We start from the raw sequence: 17,688 nt of genomic DNA, 5'->3' as shown, positions 1-17,688 counted from the left end.
AAGTATCACTGCATAGTTTTTAGAAATCCCTTTACTATTGTATCAAACTTTTCCGGTTGTTCCACATGAATTGCATGGCCAGCCCCATCAATTTTGACAAATTTCGCATGAGGGATGCATTTTTCGATGTTTTTTAATAGGCGAAAGAACTTTTCATCGCTTTCTCCATTCAGTAAAAGGACAGGCATTTTTAGGTTTTGCAATTCGTTCCACCATGAAGGCTGAGCCCCTGTTCCCATGCCGCGAAGACTATTTGCAAGTCCTTTTGGATTATTAGCAAGTCGTTCTTTTCGCACCGCTTCTTTTACGTTTTGCGCTAAACGTTTTTGTGTTTCAAATAGCGGAATATTTTCCCACATCGATACAAAACTTTGGATGCCTTCTTGCTCAATTTTATCGGCAAGTCGTTCATCTTTTTCCTTGCGTTCTTTTCGCTCTTTTGCACTCTCAAGTCCAGCTGTACAGTTTTCTAAAAGAAGCGAACGCACATATTCTGGATATAAGCATGCCATCGTAATCGCAAGTCTACCACCCATTGAATAGCCAAGTATGTGCGCATTTTCAATATGAAGATGATCCAGTAGTTCTTTCATTTGCAGTGCCACATTTTGAATATCATAATGCGTCACATCTTCAAGACTTTCCGTTTTCCCGTGTCCAACAATGTCTACTAGAATGACTTGAAACTGCTCGCTCCAAGAAGGAATAAAGGAACCCCACGTTTCCATGCTTCCCGTAAAACCATGAAGAAGTAGAAGTGGTTCCCCGCTTCCGGTTACTTCATATTCATACGATACACCTTGCAATGTTACTTTCATTTTGATTCACCTTGCAAAGATGTAGTAATAACGTCCATTGTTTTTGCCCATAGTTCACGATGTAATTTCAAGTTTTCTTCGCGATTCGTACAAATTTCCACAACGTGTAATCCATTCGTTTTCGTTCCAGTTTGTACTTCTTCTCGGAAGTTTCCCCAACCATTTACACGGCTAAATGAACCACCATACATTTTGACAACATGTTCATAATCAAGCCCAATTGGTGTTCCAAATAATGATTCGAAATGTTCCTTTTTCTCGTATTGTGGTAAGAATGAGAAAATACCTCCACCATCATTATTTACAACAACAATCGTTATATTTAACTCATGTAGTTTCGCGGCTAATAGTCCGTTTAAATCGTGATAAAATGATAAATCACCGATTACTAATACGAGCGGATCACAAATAATACTCGCTCCTAAAGCTGTTGAAATGATTCCATCAATACCATTTACACCGCGGTTCGCCATTACTTGAATGTTTTTATCCGATGTGAAGAAAAATGAATCGGTATCGCGAATTGGCATACTATTACTCGCAAATAACGTTGCCCCTTCTGGTAATATACTTACAATATCCGTAATTACTTTTCCTTCAAATGCCGTTTCATATGCTTCCATCTCACGAAGCGTTTCTCTCGTTTTCTCGTTTATATGTTTCCACATTCCGAACCAATCATTCTTTTTCATAACTGGCATTTTCTCTAGTAATGCTCTGCAAAATTCAATGTCACTAGCTTGTACAACTTCTGTCGCAACTAGAGCTGGATCTCTCCATTGTCCAGATTCATCGACAACGATATGAACAGCTTTCGTTTGTTTTTTGATGAACTGCGTTAATGCTTTAGAGACAGGCATTCCGCCGAAACGAATTAAAACATCCGGCTTCCACGTTTCTTTTAACAATTCATTTCGTAAAAATGTATCGTAACAATCTATAACCATCGTTTTATCATGATTACCACTACGGAGGTTAGAAAGTGGATCTGCTAAAATTGGATACCCTGTTTTCTCAGCTACTTTCATAACAACTTCTGTTATTTCTGGATGACTGCCGTCTCCACAAATAATAAGCCCCTTTTCCTTATGTGAAAGGCGCCCTACAAGAGAATCTACATATTCACTCGGCATCGTCACGTTCCCTTGCTGAACTACTCCTGTATATTCACCACGCCCTTTATCCCATAAACTTTCTAATGAGAAATCCGGTATAAGCGGCTCGCGAACTGGAAAATTAAGATGAACAGGTCCTTGCGGTGCTAAAAGTGCGCTTGCTATCGTACGCTGCGTCGTCATACGGGCGTAATGATACATTGCTTCACTCGCTTCAGGAAGTGCCATCTCTGTAAATTGCTTCACAAAAGTACCGTATAAATTAAATTGATTCATCGCCTGTGGTGCACCCACATCTCTTAATTCATGCGGTCTATCCGCTGTTAATACGATAAGCGGCACTCGTGAATGAAACGCTTCACATACAGTTGGATAATAGTTCGCTGCTGCCGTCCCTGACGTACATAATAGCGCAACAGGACGTTTTTTTGCTTTCGCAATACCGAGCGCAAAAAATCCTGCTGATCTTTCGTCTACATGTAAATATGTTTTCATTCCTTCATGTTGTTCCATTAGTAAGGCAATCGGCGTTGACCGTGAGCCAGGACTAATGACAACATCACATACATTTAGACGCGTCAGTTCGTCCACGAACGCGCCTAAATAGTATGATAATGCTTCTATATGATTGTTCATTTCATTAATTCCTCCAAAGCACCAAGCATCGGTCTAAACTTCAAACTTGTTTCTTCATATTCAAGCTGCGCTACTGAATCAATTACGATACCACAGCCGGCAAACAAGGATGCCTTCTCGCCATTTAATAATCCGCAGCGAAGTGCAACCGCAAATTCACCATTTCCTTCATCATCTATAAAGCCAATTGGTGCACCATATAATCCTCTATCTAAAAGCTCTACATCACGAATTAATTTCAACGCCTCATGACGAGGTGTACCACCAAGAGCTGGTGTTGGATGTAATTCTTCTACCATCGTTAAAAGACTTGCATCACCTTTTGCTTCTACTGGCGTATATAAATGGATTAAATTTTTCGTCGTTAATAAGCCTGGGCTCTCCGGAATATTAACAGATTCGCAATGCTCACTTAGCACACCTCGAATCATGTTAACTACATAACCGTGTTCAGCCAAATTCTTTTCATCATGAAGAAGCGTCTCACCATTTTGTTTACTTTCTTCTATAGAATTGCCATGACCAATTGAACCAGCAAGGCACATCGATGTAAACTTCTCGCCTTCTTTTCGAATCAATCGCTCAGGTGTCGCCCCTAAGAAGCATGCTCCTTTATAATCAAAAGAAAATACGTAACAATCCGGTTGCCCAATGCGAAGCGCTTCTAAAACAAGAACGGAATCAATATGCTGATCCATCGTTAATTTTAGCTCCCTTGCTAATACAACCTTCTGCACGTTCCCTTGCTTCATTTCATGCTGCACTTTTCCAATCGCATTCATCCAGCCCTTCGGATCAACTTCTACTTTAGAAGTAACTGTTAATTTTGATCCTTCTAGTGCACATTTACTCTCTTGTAAAATTCTCTCTTCTACAGAAATAATTTCGTTATAAAGAGTTTCTGCACAATCTTCAGCTGAAACGAACTGATTAATCGTTAACCACGCCTTTTCATTTTTTACAGTTAATAAAAATGCTGGTAGTGAAAATGTGGTATCATCAAATTCTTTCCAAAGATTCGTTTTTTCTTTTTCTTGGTCAAATGAAAATCCACCAAATAAAAGAGGACCTGTTCCAAATTCGTATCCTTCTCTTTGTACGAATGCTTTCTCTTTTACTTTATCCCACTCGTCACGAGCAGTTTGAAAGCGTTTGTGAGAGGAATTTGCTATAGTGAAAACAGAGCCAATTCCAGCAAATATTACATGCTGAGCTGGGTCTGCAAAATAACATCTATTTTCGAATGCGATCCTTTTTCCTGCTGCATAAAACAGAAGTGGATCCACCCAATCTATTTGTTTTACAAAACTGACTAATGTTTTTTCATCAGTCGTACGCTTAATAGCTGTAACAAGAACTTCTTGTAAGCCTTTTCGTTTCGTTTGAATCACAATTGTCTCCCCCCTATGGGCGAAAAATAGTCATAATTACGCTTGATTTTAAGATACACCTCAAAGGAAAGGCCTGTCAACGTTTAGCATTTCTGAGAAATTCACCTTCTCTTCCTAGAAAATAAACGTTGACACTAAATGATGCTTTTTCTACACTTAATTGTGTACAATATGTGACCAAGGAGGATTCAACATGGAAATGAACGTCGAAACGAATTCCTCTCCTACGGCGCCAAAGCCAAGTAAACAAACAGGCTGGCGAATTTGGTGGAGTTTATTACGTCCCCATACATTAACAGCAGCTTTCGTTCCTGTTTTCATCGGAACAGCTTTTGCAATGCAGGTCGGAGGTATAAATCAAATACATCTTCCTCTTTTCTTTATGATGCTTCTTGCTTGCCTTCTCATTCAAGCAGCAACGAACATGTTTAATGAATACTTTGATTATAAAAGAGGACTCGATCATGAAGGTTCAGTTGGAATAGGCGGTGCTATCGTCCGCGATGGCATTAAACCAAAAACCGTTCTTAACTTAGCATTCGGATTTTTAGGCATCGCAACGCTATTAGGTGTTTATATTTGTATGAACTCTAGCTGGTGGCTTGCTGCAATCGGTCTTGTTTGTATGGCCGTTGCTTACCTTTACACTGGTGGCCCTATTCCAATTGCGTACACACCATTTGGAGAGCTAACAGCAGGATTATTTATGGGTGTCATTATTATTGGTATTTCATTCTTTATCCAAACAGGGGCAGTAACATCAGAAGTGATTTTATTATCTATTCCAAGCTCCATTTTAATTGGTGCAATTTTACTATCTAACAATATTCGTGATTTAGATGGTGATAAAAAAAATGGTCGTAAAACGTTAGCAATTCTCGTTGGACGCGAAAGAGCCGTTGGTGTACTTGCTTCTATGTTTATCGTTGCCTACATTTGGACAATCGCTTTAATCATCGTTAACATCGTATCACCATGGATGCTTATCGTATTCTTAAGTGTACCGAAAGCATTTAAAGCGACGAAAGGCTTTATCGGCAAAAGCATTCCAATGGAAATGGTACCTGCGATGATTTCAACAGCAAAAACAAATACAATTTTCGGTCTCCTAATGGGAATCGGATTATTGCTTGGATACTTCCTATAGAAAGGAGCTGCTTATGCGGCTCCTTTTTTCATATACCGACTTCCCGGCTGAAATTCACCTCATAATTCCTACTCTCAACGCTCATACTATGTAAAGAAACTGAATTGTAGGAAGGTGGACGACTATGTTAACTCCACAACAAATAAATCAATTTAAATCTATTCTAGAAAAACAACAGCAAGAAGTTGAACAAACGATACAAAATCATGAAGATGAAAACCGTGCATCTGAACGTGATTCAGTAGGAGAATTGTCTAGCTATGACAACCATCCAGGTGATATGGCTACAGAATTGTACGAACGTGAGAAAGATTTCGGACTCATCGAATTTTGGCATAAACAGTTAGAAGATACGAAACATGCTCTGCAAAAAATTGAAGCTGGTACGTACGGGATTTGCGAAGTGTCTGGTGAGGAAATTCCATTTGAAAGATTAGAAGCAATGCCAACTGCTACAACGTGTATTCAGCACACTACAAATAAATTAGATATGAAGACACGCCCAGTTGAAGAAGAGGTGCTAGATCCTTCGTTTCATAAGCACGACGAAGATCATTCTGTAGAGTACGATGCTGAAGATGCTTGGCAAGACGTCGCAAATTACGGAACATCAGAAACACCATCCGATTTAGAAAGACAGGATTCAAAAAACTATAATGGCATGTACGTAAATAGTGAAGAAAATGTTGGGTATGTAGAGGATTTCGAAAACTTTATCGGAACAGATATGTATGGAAAAAACCCACAAGTTTTCGCAACAGAAGAACATGAAGAATATGAACAATTGCTTGATGACTTTGAAGAACGCACCTTTAAAGGTGAATTATCTTCAGATGAGTCTGGTTCTAAAGCATAAAAAAAGCATTCCGAAATTCGGAATGCTTTTTTTCGCTAGCTAATTAGTTTTTTGTAACGTTAGCTGCTTGTGGTCCGCGGTTTCCATCAACGATTTCGAAAGAAACTTCTTGACCTTCTTCTAAAGTTTTGAAGCCGTCGCCTTGAATAGCTGAGAAATGTACGAATACGTCTTCTCCGCCTTCAACTTCGATGAAGCCAAAACCTTTTTCGCCGTTAAACCATTTAACTTTACCTGTTTGCATGTCATGTACCTCCTAAATAAAAATGAAACTATGAATCCACATGAAAAGGTGGATATAAAGGACATGAATGTATAACAAGCTTACAGCCTTTAATACAACGTGCTTTATTTCCGTACCACATTATGTAGCTCAATAGTGTTTTCACTATATCATGCTATATCAAAAACGTCAAATGAGAACACTTTCGTCCCATCGTTTTTTATAATTCTAGTATAACCTTAAATTTTCATTCTATTTTTATTCAAAAATTACCAAAACTACAGTATTCTAATTCCTTTGATTTCTGTACAATATAATTACTACATATGATGAGGTGAAAAAATGCAAGCACATGAAATCGAGTATAAATTATATGGCGATGATATGCAGTTTGTTGAAATTGAATTGGATCCAGAAGAAAGCGTTGTCGCAGAGGCTGGCGCAATGATGATGATGGAAGATCATATCGAAATGGAAACGATTTTCGGTGATGGTTCTGGACCATCTAATGGTCTATTCGGTAAATTAATGGGCGCAGGTAAACGTCTCGTTACAGGTGAAAGTATGTTTATGACTGTATTTACAAATACAGGTCATGGCAAACGACACGTATCATTCGCCGCTCCTTATCCTGGAAAAATTATTCCTGTTGATTTAACAGAATATCAAGGAAAAGTAGTCTGCCAAAAAGATGCATTTCTTTGTGCCGCAAAAGGTGTTTCTATCGGAATTGAGTTTACTAAAAAAATAGGAACTGGCTTCTTCGGTGGTGAAGGTTTCATCATGCAGAAACTTGAAGGTGATGGTCTAGCTTTCATGCATGCAGGCGGAACTGTATATAAGCGCGAATTAAAACCTGGCGAGAAACTTCGCATTGATACAGGTTGTCTCGTTGCAATGACGAAAGATGTTAACTACGATGTTCAATTCGTTGGAAAAGTAAAAACAGCTCTATTTGGCGGCGAAGGTTTATTCTTCGCAACGCTAGAAGGTCCTGGAACGGTTTGGATTCAGTCCTTAACACTTAGCCGCTTAGCAGCACGTCTTACAAGCCCAGCAGCTCAAAACAGCGGTGAAGGTAGCGTTTTAGGCGGACTTGGTCGTTTATTAGATGGAAAAGAGTAAGAAGTGCCCTTATAGGGCACTTTTTATTTAGGTGGACTATACAAACCATTTTGGATCATAAAGTATTTCATCGCTTCATTAAGCCACGCCTCTTCTTCTTCCGTATAAGGAGAAGGCATCATATTATTATATTGTTCTTCTACATTCTCTAATTTACCTAGAGAATACATTGTCTCTTCACCGACATACTTAAGAGTCGCTTTCATATGTTCATCAACCAATTTTTGCACTTCTGAATCCTCAATTTGTCTTCCAAATAACCTTTTCACTTCTTTTGCTAAACGCATAAACTCTTTATCAAGTGCTATGTCCTCTTCTTCCGGCTTATTATATAATCCATCAGCCACTTCTTTTGGTACATATTCTTCAAGCCATAAACGCTGTTCGTTTTCTTTTTGGATACTATTAATTAAGCTCATTAATATATTACTATCTACCTCTTCATCTTCCTCAAGGTATACCATTGTTCGTTCAATCGCCTTTATCGAAACTTCAAGTTGTTTTTTCTTTTCTTCAAAGGCTACTCTTTGATTTTGTAATGTTTCTTTTAAGCTTATATTCAAACTTTTCACATTGAGCATGACACGAATTTCTTCTAAACTATATCCTAATACTTTAAGACTCACTATTTTTTGGAGCGCTAATATATCTCTATCTTTATATACACGGTGTCCTGAACTTATATTTTTTTCAGGTTTAAGCAGGCCAAGTTCATCGTAATACTGTAGTGTCCGTATTGATGTGCCTGTTCTCTTTGAAAACTCACCAATTGAATAGCCTTCCTTTTTGCTCATCCTACACTCCTCCTAACAATATGTTTACAAAAATCATACTCCCTCACGTAACTGTAGGTTCAAGCCTTTTTTCAAAAAAGAATGAATCAAGTCCCTCACTGCATATATTGAACTATACCTTTTCTTAAGGAGGGCTTTCTTGATGCGTACTCCTTTATCCTTTGATAAAGATACTGCCATATTGTTAGCATCTTGCTGCGATCTAACGTATGAACAATATAAACAAAATGGGATTTTTGAAATACCTGATGGATTCCAATATGTACAAGGCTTTCAAGGAAAAGCGATTCAAACGATGGAATGGTTTGGGTTCATATTAGAATCTGAAGATACGATTATTGTAGCTTTTAGGGGCACACAAACAGATACAGATTGGATTATCGATTCACTCGTCAACCAAAGACCATACCCATACGCTTTAAATAGCGGAAATGTTCATAACGGCTTTCTTTCAATTTATGAATCTTGCCGGGATTCTATTATGGATATGCTCGTGTCATTACCAGCCCATAAGAAACTTCTTGCAACAGGTCATAGCTTAGGCGGTGCACTCGCTACACTACACATACTAGATGCACGTATAAATACTGCCTTCGCACAGTACGGTCTTTATACCTTTGCCTCTCCAAAAGTTGGAGATATCGCCTTTCGAAATTATTATAAACTGCAAGTAGCTAGTAGCTTTCGTTTTGTCAATTTATTCGATGTCGTTCCTCTTCTCCCTCCAAGAAATGTCCATTTTAATGATAAAGACTGGGAATATGCACACGTCCATCACAACATGACATTTACGAAAAATACAAAATCCATTACGAATAATCATTCCATTACAACATACAAAACATGTCTGACCTCTCATTTTTAACCAGTAAACATTTGGAAAATAAATATTTGTATACTATAATAATCTATGAAATTACTTTCGGATGAGGGGACCTTACATGCTAAAATTTTTCTTTGCACTTTTTCTTATAATAATTTTTTCGTTTACAGGTTTCTTTACATTTTCATACTTTGCGACAGGGGAATATGACGGAACAGCTATAATATATACCGCTATCCCATTTCTTTCTTAAGCAACATAAGTAAAACGAGCTTAATCTCATTAAGCTCGTTTTATTTTTCTAAGCAAGCGTATCCCTGTTTTAAAAATAAATGAAAGCCCCTTCAACAGGGGCTTTCATCTAAAATAGTTTAACAGTATTACCAATACCCCAAATTTCATTACTGTACTGCAAAATTGTTCGATCACTCGCAAAATGCCCCGATTGTGCAATGTTCAAAATCGACATTTCCAGCCATTTCTCCCTATTTTCGTAGGCCCTTCCGACAGCTTCTTGTCTTTCAGCATATGGGCTAAAATCTCGAAGAACGAAGTATTCATCATTTTGAATAACGAGAGAATCATAAATCGCTTCAAATTCAGCTCCCGACTGTGCAAAGAAACCATTCGTTAACTGATCTACTACTTTTTTAATGTGCATATTGTGGTGATAATAGTCACTTGCACGATATCCACCGTTTTGGTAGTAATGAAGAACCTCATCCGCTGTTAAGCCGAAAATGAAGCAGGCATCATCACCGACCCGGTCTTTTATTTCAACATTAGCTCCGTCTAACGTTCCGAGTGTAATCGCACCATTCATCATAAATTTCATATTCCCTGTTCCTGATGCTTCTTTACTCGCAGTTGAAATTTGCTCACTCACATCCGCAGCTGGGAATATATCTTCCGCTAAAGACACTCGATAGTTTTCTAGAAAGATAACTTTCATATATTGGCTTACGTACGGATCATTATTTACTTTCCTTGCGAGTTCATTGATTAATTTAATAATTTTTTTCGCATAGTAATAGCCAGGTGATGCTTTCGCTCCAAAGATAAAAGTACGCGGATAAAATGTAAAACTAGCATCCTCTTTCAAACGGTTATACAAATATAAAATATGAAGAACGTTTAATAGTTGTCGTTTGTAAGCGTGTAGTCTTTTTACTTGCACATCAAAAATAGAATTTGGATCAATAGTGATCCCCATTTTATTATGAATGCTCTCCGCTAAAATAATCTTACGCTCTTGTTTTACCCCTGCAAGCTTTTCTTGAAAACTAGTATCATGTATGAAGTTTTGCAGTGCTTGCAGCTTAATTGGCTCTTTCTTCCATTCTTCTCCAATCGCTTCCGAAATAAGATTCGTCAGCTGTGGATTCGCCTTCATTAGCCAGCGCCTATGAGCAATTCCATTCGTTTTATTATTAAACTTATCTGGATAAAATTCATAGAACAATCGCATTTCACGCTGCTTTAAAATTTCTGTATGAATTTTCGCCACACCGTTAACGCTATGGCTACCAACAATCGCTAAATGAGCCATTTTTACAAGATCATGCGCAATAATGGCCATGTCCTCAATACGCTTCCAATCGTACGAATAACGGTCCCAAAGCTCATGACAGAAACGTTCATTAATTTCTTCAATAATCATATAAATTCTCGGTAATAACGGTTTAAAAATGCGAATTGGCCATTTCTCAAGCGCTTCTGATAACGTCGTATGATTCGTATAGGAAATCGTCTGCGTTGTTATGTGCCAAGCCTCTTCCCATGTCAATTTTTCTTCGTCTAATAAAATACGCATAAGTTCTGGAATTGCTAGAACCGGATGTGTATCGTTTATATGAATCGCAATTTTTTCATGTAACTGACGAAGACTACCGTGTCTCTCCCTATGCATACGAACGATATTTTGCAAACTTGCTGATACGAGGAAATACTGTTGTTTTAAACGAAGTATTTTCCCCTCATCATGCGTATCATCTGGATATAAAAACTCCGATACAGCCTCTGTTTCACGCTTATATTTCAAAATATCTTTACAATTTTGCGGGAAAGGAACTGGTTCAGCATTCCAAAGTCTGAGTGTATTTACAGTACTCGTCTCATAACCTACTACTGGAACGTCATATGGTACTGCCATAATCACTTCTGCATTTGTATGCCTAAACTCTAAACGTCCATCAATTTCTAGTGGCTCAACGTTTCCAAAATAACTTACTTCTACGGCTTGGTCATACCTTCTTACTTCCCAAACGTTTTCATGAAGAAGCCACTGTTCTGGAAATTCTACTTGATAGCCATCAACAATTTTTTGATCAAACAGACCATGCTTATAACGAATACCACAGCCATGTCCTGGTAAGTTTAAAGAAGCGAGTGAATCGAGGAAACAGGCTGCTAAACGTCCAAGTCCACCGTTACCAAGGCCAGCATCTGCTTCAATCTCTTCTAACTCGTGCAAAGAAATTCCAAGTTCAAAAAGTCCTTTTTCACATACATCTCTAATACCTAAATTTAATATGTTGCTTCCAAGTAAACGCCCAAGTAAAAATTCAATGGATAAATAATACATTTGTTTTTGATCTCCAGAACGATAACTTTCATTCGTTGCAATCCATTGACTATTCATATACTCACGTACCATATGACCGAGCGTATTATACTGATCACGAGTTGTAGAATCTTTGAAACTTTTCCCATACATCGTTTCTAATTTTTCTAGAAAAGCGGATTTGAAGCTTTCAACATGAGTAAACATTTTTTCACCACCTCAATGTTATTCCATGAGACTTTTATACAATTTCTTGTATGCAAGAGCAGATTTCCCCCAGCTATAATCTTCAGTCATCGCTTGCTTTACAAGCTTATCCCATACCGGTTTATCTTGATAAAACTCAATTGCACGAAGAATCGTATGTAACATGTCATGCGCATTAAAATTCGTAAAGCTAAAGCCATTCCCAATTCCAGTGTCCTCATCGTAAGAATGTACAGTATCATTTAATCCGCCTGTTTCTCTTACAATTGGAATCGTGCCATATGCTAGCGCAATAAGTTGTCCAAGTCCACACGGTTCAAACAGCGATGGCATTAAAAATAAATCGCTTCCCGCGTACACTTGGTGCGCTAACGCTTCATTAAACCCAATATATACTTTTACCTTTTCTGGATACTCGTATGCCATCCATTCAAAGAACTGCTCGTATTCAGAATCGCCTGACCCCAAAATAATACATTGTACATCTTCTTCCATTATTTTACGGAATACAGTACGTACTAGATCAAGCCCCTTTTGCTTCGTTAATCGTGTTACCATCGAAATAACTGGCGTATCTTCTTTTTCTGGCAAACCAAAATAACGTTGCAATGCACGTTTATTTTCATTCTTTCCATCTAATGACTCTGCACTATACTGAGCAGTAATATACGAATCTGTTTCTGGATTATATACGCTCGTATCAATTCCATTTACAATGCCACTAAGCTTATCGTTATTCTTTCGTAACAATCCATCTAACTTCTCACCGAAAAACTCATATTGAATCTCTTCTTTATATGTCGGGCTAACCGCTGTAATTTGGTCAGATGCGATAATACCGCCTTTCATAAAGTTCACGTTTCCATAAAACTCAAGCTGGTCACTATGAAAATATTCATGACCAAGCTCCAGTAAGTCGTACATCACTTCAGGAGGAAATACACCTTGGAACTGCAAGTTATGAATCGTATATACCGTTTTAATATGCTCATATAACGGGTTATCTTGATACTTTTCACGAAGTAAGAAATTAACCATAGCTGTGTGCCAATCATGGCTATGAAGAACATCTACTTCGAAATCAAGATGCGGAATACACTCTAAAACTGCTTTTGAAAAATAAGAAAAACGCTCCCCATCATCATAATGGCCATATAGAGAATCTCTCTTAAAATAATATTCATTATCTATTAAGTAATACGTAATCCCGTCCTGCTCACCTTTTAAAATCCCGCAATATTGATTTCTCCATCCAAGAGGAACGTTAATTACTTTATGAAGCGTACATCCTTCTCTTAACTCTTTCGGGATAAGACTGTAGTTTGGAAGTATAATGCGAACATTCACTCCTAATTTTTTTAATTCTTTTGGAAGCGCTCCTGCTACATCAGCTAGACCTCCGGATTTAATAAACGGTACACATTCTGATACTGCAAATAAAATATTCACCTGTTGTTCCACTGCACGAAAAGCGTATACATCATAAATCGCTCTTCTTACAGCTTCCTCCCTTCAAGTTTTCATATAGAGTAAAACCTTAATTAGTGGGGGTTTTCTAAATCCCCCACTAATTATGCACCTGCTATTTACGAATAACTGTTGATTGTACTATTTTGTACACTACCTTTTTCTACAACATATGGCTCATCGGCATTTCCTTTTAACACTACGCCGTCGCCAATTTTCACATCTTTATCGATAATAACACCGTCTATTATGCAATTATCTCCAATTTGGCTCTTTTGCATAATAATACTATTACGAACAATTGAACCTTTTCCAATTTTAACAGAACGGGAGACAACACTATTTTCTACTTCACCTTCAATAATACTACCGTTTGCAATCATCGTATTTTTCACTACTGCACCCTTCATATAACGAGTTGGTGGCTCATCTTTTACTTTCGTAAAGATTGGTGCTTCTTTCTTAAATAATTGCTTCCAAATAGAAGGCTGCAAAATTTCTAGGCTATGTTTATAGTAACTTTCAATAGAATCAATAATAGCTACATATCCTGTATGTTCGTACGTAGTAATATGCAGTGATTTTCCGCTCTTTTCTCTCACTACATCAAATAAACTGTATTGCTCCACATCTTTATATGTCTCAAATAAGTCTAGCAATAATTGTTTCTTTAACACATATGTTTGAAGCGAAACCCCTTCATGACAAACTTCAGTAATATCTGCAGACGTATGTATATGTCGCTCTAACACCGCTTGAAAGTTTAACGCTGTTACAAGATGGCTATTCGTAATAACAACATATTCTTCTCTGCTTCTTAGAAAATAATCAATATGTCTTCTAAAATGTGCAAAAGATCCAAATTCGTCATGATCACATTGGCAGTTCGGTGGGAATAAAAACAGTCCATCACGCTTTCTATCTAAATCCCACTGTTTTCCTGAACCAACATGATCCATTAAAGAACGATTTTTATGACTTGTAAAAACCGCCACGCTATGAATATTAGAATTCACCATATTTGAAAGCATGAAATCAATGAGGCGGTAACGGCCTCCAAACGGTAACGCCGCTAATGAACGATGCCCTGTTACTTTCTTTAAGGAAGGAAAACTTCCCGTTGCATTAATAATCCCTAACATTTTTTCTCCCATTCATTTCATCCCCCTTTTCTATTTTCCTTCAGCAATTAGTACTACATCATCAACATTTTTTTCTGGACGAATTATTGTCCCATCTTCAATAACCATTTCCGATCCAACGATCGCTCTTTCAATCACAACGTTTTTACCAATCTTTGCCCCCGGCATAACGACAGAATCGATTACCATACTACCTTCTTCCACCGTCACTCCTTGGAATAAAACAGAATGCTTCACGTCCCCTTCAATGACGCACCCTTCATTAATAAGTGACTCTTCTACTTTTGCCTTTTCTGCAATATATTGAGGCGGCTCGTTTGGATTTACAGAATAAATGCGCCAATTACGATCGTTCAAGTTCAACGATGTTTCATCGCGAAGTAAATCCATATTCGCTTCCCATAAGCTTTTCACCGTTCCAACATCTTTCCAATATCCTTCAAACGGATACGCCATCAACTTCTTCCCTTCATCTAACAGGAGCGGAAGTACATCTTTTCCGAAGTCATTACTAGATTCAGGGTTTCTTGCATCCATCTCTAAATATTCTTTTAAAATAGCCCAGTTAAAAATATAAATTCCCATTGATGCAAGATTACTTCTTGGAAATTGCGGTTTCTCCTCAAATTCAACAACTTCCATCTCTTCATTTGTATTCATGATGCCAAAGCGACTTGCTTCATCCCACGGCACTTCAATAACAGAAATCGAAACGTCCGCTTCTTTCTCAATATGGTAATCTAGCATTTTGCTGTAATCCATTTTATAAATATGATCGCCTGATAAAATAAGGACATATTCTGGTTCATACTGACTTAAATAGTTTAAGTTTTGATAAATAGCACTTGCCGTACCTGTATACCACTTCACACCTGAAGACTCCGCATAAGGAGGTAACACAGTGACTCCACCGTTTACACGATCAAGATCCCAAGCATTTCCGATTCCAATATAATTATGAAGTTCTAACGGTTGATATTGTGTTAAAATCCCCACCGTTTCAATACCGGAGTTTGCACAGTTACTTAACGTAAAATCAATAATGCGATATTTACCACCAAATGGAACAGCTGGCTTGGCTAAATTTTTTGTTAATGCACTTAAACGACTACCTTTTCCCCCTGCTAGTAACATTGCTACGCACTTTTGTTTTTGAGCCATCTTGTTTTTTGCTCCCCTTTCTCGTCTTCACTGGTCGTAATATGGATACGCCAAATGGTGGAATTGTAATTTCTACATGTGCCGCTTGATTATGATATGGCTCTAGAATCGTCTTGAGACGTTTCTTATTAACTTGCCCCGATCCGCCATATTGCGCCGAGTCACTGTTTAAAATTTCGTTATAGCACTCGAAATCTGGTACACCTACTTTATAGTTTTCATATGTAGCTTTCGTAAAATTACATACGACAACTAACGCATCTTCCTGCTTATCCCCTTGGCGGATAAACGAGAAAATACTTTGCTCATTATTATTAGCATCAATCCACTGAAATCCTTCAGGCGAGTGATCTAACTGCCAAAGTGGTTTTGAGCGCTTATACAATGCTATGAGCTCTTTAAAGTAATCATGCATATTACGATGCATTTCAAAATCATGTAAATTCCAATCTAAATCTTCAAGGTCTTTCCACTCATCAAATTGCCCGAATTCTCCACCCATAAAGAGTAATTTCTTACCTGGATGAGTAAAGAAATATCCATATAATAAACGAAGCTGAGCAAACTTATCCCAGTAATCTCCCGGCATTTTATTTAATAACGACTTTTTCCCATGAACGACTTCATCATGAGAAAGCGGCAATATGAAGTTTTCAGAGTGAGCATATATTAAAGAGAATGTCATTTTCTCATGAATGTATTTCCGGTACTCTGGCGCACATTCCATATATTTCAGCACATCATTCATCCAACCCATATTCCATTTATAATTGAATCCAAGTCCACCCTCGTATGTTGGAGCTGTTACAAGTGGCCAAGCTGTTGAATCTTCCGCTGTCATAAGAAACTCTTCATCTTCTGCAAACACGGCTTCATTTAACTCTCGTAAGAAAGAAACGGCGTGTTCATTGCTTTGCTCTTTTCCTTCTTTATTCCAGTACAGCATATTCGCAACTGCATCTACCCTGAAACCATCAATATGGAAATGCCTCATCCAAAATAACGCATTTGAAATTAAGAAATTACGTACTTCTCTCTTCCCTAAATCAAAATTAACAGTTCCCCATACAAGGTTTTCTTGTACGTCTCTATCTTTATATTCATAAGTCGGTGTCCCATCAAACAAATATAAACCGTGAGCATCTTTACAAAAATGCCCCGGTACCCAATCTAAAATGACACCGATTCCATATTTATGACATTCATCGACAAAATACATCAAATCATGTGGCGTGCCGAATCTACTTGTCGCTGCATAATATCCTGTTCCCTGATATCCCCAAGAACGATCATAGGGATGCTCAACAAGCGGCATAATTTCAATATGTGTAAATTGATGTTCCACCACATACGGAATGAGCTCCTCGGCCATTTCTCTGTAAGAATACAGAGCGCCATCCTCTTTCTTTTTCCAAGAACCGAAATGTAATTCATAAACTGTCATCGCTTCTTTATAAATCGATTTTTTCTTTCTCTTACGAATCCAGTTTTTATCATTCCATTCATATCCCTCTATATCAAAAACTACAGATGCCGTATTTGGTCTTACTTCTGCATATACTGCATAAGGATCCGCTTTTAAAATAACGTCACCGTCCATCGTTTCAATCGCATACTTATATATATCATTCTCTTCAATATGCGGTACAAACAAGGACCAAGTCCCCTCTTCTGTCACTTGTAGCATCTTATGTTGCTCATAATCCCATTCATTAAAATCCCCAACAACACTCATTGCTTTCGCATGAGGAGCCCATACTGTGAATCGTACACCTCGCACCCCATCTTCCGTCACAATATGTGCGCCAAAGATGTTATAACTGTCATAGTACTTTTCTGTATGAAACTCATCTCGTTTCACTTCTTCACAATTTATTACATCCAATATGTTCACCTCACTAAGATGACAGAAATTTTTTACTCTTTATCATTTCTGCGAAAAACTGAAATATCCTTGTTATTTTTTAAAAAATATTCGTTTTTTTCTTTAATTCCGCTTAAAATATTCAAATTTACTGTGTAAAATATCGAATTTTGACGAATATTCATTGCAAACGCTTCATTTCCTACTAGTCTTTCATCCTATTATTTATTTCTCAACCTTTATTTCATAAGATTTATCCTATTTTACTCGCTATTTATCACTTAAAATCGTAACAAAATAATCTGTCATAAAAAAATGTTTCTCAACATTTTTTGTCACAATTTTATTGAAATGGA

14 protein-coding genes are annotated in these 17,688 nt (G+C 37.6%); 4 read left to right on the top strand and 10 right to left on the bottom strand.

Annotated elements, in window-relative coordinates; all coding sequences use genetic code 11:
- Nucleotides 1–5 precede the first annotated feature (5 nt).
- Genes menH through I6L50_RS08695 form a run of 3 tightly spaced genes read right to left on the bottom strand, consistent with a single transcriptional unit; the run spans nucleotide 6 to nucleotide 3,960 of the window.
- Complete coding sequence (gene menH / locus I6L50_RS08705; protein WP_219301112.1) at nucleotides 6–818, bottom strand: 2-succinyl-6-hydroxy-2,4-cyclohexadiene-1-carboxylate synthase; 813 nt, start codon at nucleotides 816–818, stop codon at nucleotides 6–8.
- On the bottom strand, nucleotides 815–2,569 hold the full coding sequence (menD, locus tag I6L50_RS08700) for a 2-succinyl-5-enolpyruvyl-6-hydroxy-3-cyclohexene-1-carboxylic-acid synthase (RefSeq protein WP_219301111.1): 1,755 nt from the start codon (nucleotides 2,567–2,569) through the stop codon (nucleotides 815–817). The genes menH and menD overlap by 4 nt, the downstream gene beginning before the upstream one ends.
- Nucleotides 2,566–3,960 (bottom strand): isochorismate synthase, encoded by a 1,395-nt coding sequence (locus I6L50_RS08695; RefSeq protein ID WP_219301110.1) that lies wholly within the window; start codon nucleotides 3,958–3,960, stop codon nucleotides 2,566–2,568. The genes menD and I6L50_RS08695 overlap by 4 nt, the downstream gene beginning before the upstream one ends.
- Nucleotides 3,961–4,153: 193 nt before the next feature.
- Between I6L50_RS08695 and I6L50_RS08690 the strand changes: the two genes are divergently transcribed.
- Entirely contained in the window at nucleotides 4,154–5,107 is a 954-nt protein-coding gene (locus I6L50_RS08690) for a 1,4-dihydroxy-2-naphthoate polyprenyltransferase (RefSeq protein ID WP_219301109.1), read from the top strand.
- 124 nt (nucleotides 5,108–5,231) lie between these two features.
- Nucleotides 5,232–5,963, top strand: a complete 732-nt coding sequence (locus I6L50_RS08685) for a yteA family sporulation protein (RefSeq protein ID WP_219301108.1) — start codon at nucleotides 5,232–5,234, stop codon at nucleotides 5,961–5,963.
- A gap of 43 nt (nucleotides 5,964–6,006) precedes the next feature.
- On the opposite strand, the gene cspD is transcribed toward I6L50_RS08685, so the two are convergent.
- The gene (gene cspD / locus I6L50_RS08680; protein ID WP_001193051.1) at nucleotides 6,007–6,207 is read right to left on the bottom strand and encodes a cold-shock protein CspD; all 201 of its coding nucleotides are present in this window, start codon (nucleotides 6,205–6,207) and stop codon (nucleotides 6,007–6,009) included.
- 321 nt (nucleotides 6,208–6,528) lie between these two features.
- Here cspD and I6L50_RS08675 point away from each other — a divergent pair, with 321 nt between their 5' ends.
- Nucleotides 6,529–7,311 (top strand): TIGR00266 family protein, encoded by a 783-nt coding sequence (locus I6L50_RS08675; protein ID WP_002015806.1) that lies wholly within the window; start codon nucleotides 6,529–6,531, stop codon nucleotides 7,309–7,311.
- A gap of 23 nt (nucleotides 7,312–7,334) precedes the next feature.
- Here I6L50_RS08675 and I6L50_RS08670 read toward each other — a convergent pair whose 3' ends face one another.
- Nucleotides 7,335–8,105, bottom strand: a complete 771-nt coding sequence (locus tag I6L50_RS08670; protein ID WP_012261901.1) for a MerR family transcriptional regulator — start codon at nucleotides 8,103–8,105, stop codon at nucleotides 7,335–7,337.
- Between the two features lie 142 nt (nucleotides 8,106–8,247).
- On the opposite strand from I6L50_RS08670, the gene I6L50_RS08665 reads away from it, so the two are divergent.
- Nucleotides 8,248–8,970: a lipase family protein gene (locus I6L50_RS08665; RefSeq protein ID WP_002138843.1), complete on the top strand. Its 723-nt coding sequence runs from the start codon at nucleotides 8,248–8,250 to the stop codon at nucleotides 8,968–8,970.
- A gap of 319 nt (nucleotides 8,971–9,289) precedes the next feature.
- On the opposite strand, the gene glgP is transcribed toward I6L50_RS08665, so the two are convergent.
- The 5 genes from glgP to glgB form a co-directional block, all read right to left on the bottom strand.
- Nucleotides 9,290–11,698, bottom strand: a complete 2,409-nt coding sequence (glgP, locus tag I6L50_RS08660; RefSeq protein ID WP_219301107.1) for a glycogen phosphorylase — start codon at nucleotides 11,696–11,698, stop codon at nucleotides 9,290–9,292.
- An 18-nt stretch (nucleotides 11,699–11,716) separates the two neighbouring features.
- Nucleotides 11,717–13,147 (bottom strand): glycogen synthase GlgA, encoded by a 1,431-nt coding sequence (glgA, locus tag I6L50_RS08655; protein WP_219301106.1) that lies wholly within the window; start codon nucleotides 13,145–13,147, stop codon nucleotides 11,717–11,719.
- Nucleotides 13,148–13,284: 137 nt separating this feature from the next.
- A complete protein-coding gene (gene glgD, locus I6L50_RS08650) occupies nucleotides 13,285–14,319 on the bottom strand; it encodes a glucose-1-phosphate adenylyltransferase subunit GlgD (protein WP_002067855.1) in 1,035 nt (344 codons plus the stop codon).
- Nucleotides 14,320–14,337: 18 nt separating this feature from the next.
- On the bottom strand, nucleotides 14,338–15,468 hold the full coding sequence (glgC, locus tag I6L50_RS08645) for a glucose-1-phosphate adenylyltransferase (RefSeq protein ID WP_002129671.1): 1,131 nt from the start codon (nucleotides 15,466–15,468) through the stop codon (nucleotides 14,338–14,340).
- Entirely contained in the window at nucleotides 15,416–17,353 is a 1,938-nt protein-coding gene (gene glgB / locus I6L50_RS08640; protein ID WP_219301105.1) for a 1,4-alpha-glucan branching protein GlgB, read from the bottom strand. The genes glgC and glgB overlap by 53 nt, the downstream gene beginning before the upstream one ends.
- Nucleotides 17,354–17,688: the final 335 nt, after the last annotated feature.

The sequence above is a fragment of the Bacillus sp. FDAARGOS_1420 genome, from assembly GCF_019344915.1.
GTDB classification, from domain to species: Bacteria; Bacillota; Bacilli; order Bacillales; family Bacillaceae_G; genus Bacillus_A; species Bacillus_A mycoides.
This window is presented reverse-complemented; position numbering and strand designations above follow the sequence as displayed.

Excerpts from the sequence above, each read along its gene's own strand:
- menH (WP_219301112.1), bottom strand. The coding sequence starts at position 818 with ATGAAAGTAACATTGCAAGGTGTATCGTATGAATATGAAGTAACCGGA.
- menD (WP_219301111.1), bottom strand. The coding sequence starts at position 2,569 with ATGAACAATCATATAGAAGCATTATCATACTATTTAGGCGCGTTCGTG.
- I6L50_RS08690 (WP_219301109.1), top strand. The coding sequence starts at position 4,154 with ATGGAAATGAACGTCGAAACGAATTCCTCTCCTACGGCGCCAAAGCCA.
- I6L50_RS08685 (WP_219301108.1), top strand. The coding sequence starts at position 5,232 with ATGTTAACTCCACAACAAATAAATCAATTTAAATCTATTCTAGAAAAA.
- cspD (WP_001193051.1), bottom strand. The coding sequence starts at position 6,207 with ATGCAAACAGGTAAAGTTAAATGGTTTAACGGCGAAAAAGGTTTTGGC.
- I6L50_RS08675 (WP_002015806.1), top strand. The coding sequence starts at position 6,529 with ATGCAAGCACATGAAATCGAGTATAAATTATATGGCGATGATATGCAG.
- I6L50_RS08670 (WP_012261901.1), bottom strand. The coding sequence starts at position 8,105 with ATGAGCAAAAAGGAAGGCTATTCAATTGGTGAGTTTTCAAAGAGAACA.
- I6L50_RS08665 (WP_002138843.1), top strand. The coding sequence starts at position 8,248 with ATGCGTACTCCTTTATCCTTTGATAAAGATACTGCCATATTGTTAGCA.
- glgP (WP_219301107.1), bottom strand. The coding sequence starts at position 11,698 with ATGTTTACTCATGTTGAAAGCTTCAAATCCGCTTTTCTAGAAAAATTA.
- glgD (WP_002067855.1), bottom strand. The coding sequence starts at position 14,319 with ATGGGAGAAAAAATGTTAGGGATTATTAATGCAACGGGAAGTTTTCCT.
- glgC (WP_002129671.1), bottom strand. The coding sequence starts at position 15,468 with ATGGCTCAAAAACAAAAGTGCGTAGCAATGTTACTAGCAGGGGGAAAA.